This window comes from Megasphaera indica (assembly GCF_046614755.1).
Lineage (GTDB): Bacteria > Bacillota > Negativicutes > Veillonellales > Megasphaeraceae > Megasphaera > Megasphaera intestinihominis.
This window is the reverse complement of the sequence record NZ_JBKKJR010000038.1, coordinates 1-3391: the sequence shown is the minus strand read 5'-3', so window position 1 is coordinate 3391 and position 3391 is coordinate 1. Positions and strand designations below refer to the sequence as shown.

Genomic DNA, 3391 nt, shown 5'->3' with positions numbered 1-3391 from the left:
GCACTTTGGTCTCTAAAGCCCAAACCGCAAAAAATCCAACGGACTTAGTGCAGGCCTTGTGTAAACTGGTTTCGTCAACTTCCGAGGTAGCGTAAAAGTTGTAAAGTGCTGATGGTATAATGAAGAAAAAAAAAACGAATGAGGTGAGCAATTTGTTTGAAAAAGAATATGAAGCGTCAGCCCATGGCGCCGCTGCCAAGGTCCGCTTCCTGGAGGAAAATCCCCTGGGCTATGTCATGGTGTCCCTCCTGGGCGGCGCTTATCTCGGCTTCGGCGTCCTTCTGACCTATGCCATCGAAAGCTACCTCGGACCGCAGCCATCGGTCCATATCATCATGGGCCTTTCTTTCGGCGTCGCCCTCAGCCTGGTCATCATAGCCGGCGCGGAAATGTTCACCGGTGACGCCTTCATCCTCTATAACGGCCTGCGGCGCAAGACCGTGACCGCCGGAGACGTCGTGAAGCTCCTGGTCGTCTGTTATCTCGGCAACTGGCTCGGCGCCCTCATCCTGTCGGTCATCTTCTATGGCACAGGCCTCGATACGGGAGCCATGGCCCAGGCCCTGACGGAAGCTGCCGCCTTGCGGATGAACCTGCCGCCGCTGGAAATCTTTTGCCGTGGCATCCTCTGCAACGTCCTCGTCTGCCTGGCCGTATGGTGCAGTTTCCGCTGTCACTCGGAAAGTGCCAAACTGATCATGATTTTTTGGTGTCTCTACGTCTTCTACACCCTCGGCTTCGGCCATTGCATCGCCAACATGACCCTCATGGACCTGGCCCTGATGGCCCCTCATCCGGATACCATCAACGTGGCTCATTATTTCTACAACTTATGCTTCGTCACGGCCGGCAACGTAGCCGGTGCCATCTTCTTCGTATCCATCCCCTACGGCCTCGCATCGCGGCACCGAGCGTAAGAGGCAGTTTTTATAATTATACCAGCCCCGTCCCCCCTCTCCATCGCCAGGGCCGTCATTTATCCAGTCAAAACATTGCCGGCTTCCCTATTCAATGCTAAAATGGAAGAAATACAACCCAAAAAGGAGGCCTCATAAAAATGTTTAAGTATACAGAACCTCAAAAACGGCTCATAGCGCTGGCCCTGGCCGGGCTAGTATGGATAGGAGGCAATGCCATGGCGATGAATGTAGATGTGGACTCGGCTACGAAAGATATGCCGGGAAAAGTAGAAAGCACGGTGTTATCCGTTCCGGTAAAGACGCCGATGATCAATCAGATTTCCGACGTCGTATACGAACAGGTCCCGATGCGGGGCTACCCTAACGTAGCCATGAAAATGGACATCCTGCAGCCGAAATCGGACACGAAACAGCCTGCCATCGTTTACGTCACGGGCGGCGGCTTCATCAATGCCAATAAGGACAACGGCATACAACTCCGCATGCACCTGGCAGAAGCCGGCTACGTCGTCGCTTCCATCCAGTACCGCGTGGCACCTACGGCCCGCTTCCCGGAACCCCTGGAAGATGTGAAGGCCTCTATCCGCTATTTGAAGACCCATGCAGACCAATTTGGCATCGACCCGGAACGAATCGGCATCATCGGTGGCAGTGCCGGCGGCTACCTCACGGCCATGGCCGCGACGACCAGCGGCACGACGACTTTTGACAAAGGCGATAATCTCCAGGTCGGAAGCGACGTAAAAGCAGCCGTAGACCTCTATGGCCTCTCTGACCTCACCCGCATCGGCGACGACTACAGTGAATCCGTGAAAAAAGCCCACCAGTCGCCTGGCGCCACGGAAGCCCTTTGGGTGAACGGTTCTGCCGTATTCGGCGGCCAGGACGGCGGCATCCTGGCCAATCCGGAAGGTGCCAAAAAGGCCAACCCCATCACTTACATTTCCAAAACCAGTGCGCCTATGCTGCTCATGCACGGCACGAAGGACACCGTCGTCTCCCCGAGCCAGACAGACCTGCTCTTCCAGGCCTTCCAGAAACATAACATCCCCTCGAAACGCTACCTGGTAGAAGGAGCAGCCCACGGCAGCGTCTACTGGAACCAAAAAGAAGTCCTCGACATCATCACCGCTTTCTTCGACTCGTATTTGAAAAACTAAACAAATTTCTAAAAAAAATCACCTGTCCCAAAGATGTTGATCAATCCTTGAGGCAGGTGATTTTCCTTATATTCAGAATACTCAGACCTGTTCGGCGTATTCCGGGAAGGCGATGGAGTTTTCCTTGAAGATGTGGATAAAGATGTCGTCAAAGAGCTGCTCCATGACAACATACGTCTGGCGGAAGGTCGGGCAAGCATCTTCTGGCGGCGTGAAGTTATCCGTCAGGGCCTGGATTTCTTTGATGACGTCGCCGGCGCCTGTGTGTTCTGCTTCCAAATCCTGGATAAGTGCCAGCGTCTGGCTGTCCGGATGCGGATGCTGGCGCATCAACGGGAAGACGAGCTGTTCTTCCTTGGCGAAATGCTCTTCCAGTTCTGCCTTCAGGCCGGCATAAAGATGGTGAAGGCGCGTGAGCATTTTACCATGATGCGGATAATGGACGATGAGGATCTTGTTGAGAAGTTCTTCCGTTTCAGCCATGAGTCTGCGGTCTGTAACGTGATGCGTCGCTTCCAGGTCGTCAAGCATTTCCGTGACTGCAAGCGTTTTGAACGCTTCAATATCGCCATGTACATCCCGCTGCGCAGCCTTTCTTGATGCGGCCTGATTGAGTTCGGCCAGGAATTTATCTACGTCCAGGCCCTTTTCGCGGACAGCCGTAGCAATGGGGTCATGGCCGCCGCAGCAGTAATCGAGATGTAGTCCATTCAGGAATCCAATCGTATTCGGATAAGCTTTTACAACGTCAGCTAACGTCATGTCTTTAGTAATCATAGTATCGCTTCCTTTTCTCGTATGAATCTATTTTTATGAGTTAGTTTCTCAAGACATCTTGAGTATATCAGATACTGCCGGAGTCATCCGTAGCATTTGCAACATAAAAAAAAATTCTCATACCTCGTCTACCCGGCCTCGAAACGGGGCGGCGAACTCTATGGCCACATAGAAAAAAGCCGCATCGCCCTGGCTGGCGATGCGGCACGCTATGCAGAATCGGATTTGAAGATTTGAAACGGCAGCAGCTCTTTCACGACCAGATATTTCAGCCGTCCTTTATTTCCTTTATAAATGAAATCAGCTTCGTCGAAATATATCGGTATTTCACTCCACGCACCCGTAAAGGGTGCGACGTGAATGACTTTTACCATCTTCTTTTTATGTTCCTTATTTCAATCCACGCACCCGTGAAGGGTGCGACTGGTCCTATGTCAAGTTTGAGTACAAATTAAATTGAGGTTTCTATCAATCAGTTATCCAGCAATCAAAGCTGCCTTTTTCTTGTAGTTTGCATATAATTTTTCATAGTCA

General features: G+C 51.8%; 4 protein-coding genes. 3 read left to right on the top strand and 1 reads right to left on the bottom strand.

The features are described 5' to 3' along the window. Positions 1–152: 152 nt before the first annotated feature. Both ACFCTO_RS12025 and ACFCTO_RS12020 read left to right on the top strand, forming a co-directional pair. Positions 153–917, top strand: coding sequence for a formate/nitrite transporter family protein (locus tag ACFCTO_RS12025; RefSeq protein ID WP_292107736.1), 765 nt, complete (start codon positions 153–155; stop codon positions 915–917). Between the two features lie 218 nt (positions 918–1135). Beyond that, positions 1136–2080 carry an alpha/beta hydrolase gene (locus ACFCTO_RS12020; RefSeq protein ID WP_302485813.1) on the top strand — a complete coding sequence of 315 codons (945 nt, stop codon included), beginning with the start codon at positions 1136–1138 and terminating at the stop codon, positions 2078–2080. 81 nt (positions 2081–2161) lie between these two features. Here the strand turns inward: ACFCTO_RS12020 and ACFCTO_RS12015 are convergent, their stop codons facing one another. Next, positions 2162–2857 (bottom strand): DUF542 domain-containing protein, encoded by a 696-nt coding sequence (locus ACFCTO_RS12015; RefSeq protein ID WP_292302235.1) that lies wholly within the window; start codon positions 2855–2857, stop codon positions 2162–2164. A 96-nt stretch (positions 2858–2953) separates the two neighbouring features. Here ACFCTO_RS12015 and ACFCTO_RS12010 point away from each other — a divergent pair, with 96 nt between their 5' ends. Next, complete coding sequence (locus tag ACFCTO_RS12010; RefSeq protein WP_292302234.1) at positions 2954–3094, top strand: hypothetical protein; 141 nt, start codon at positions 2954–2956, stop codon at positions 3092–3094. Positions 3095–3391: the final 297 nt, after the last annotated feature.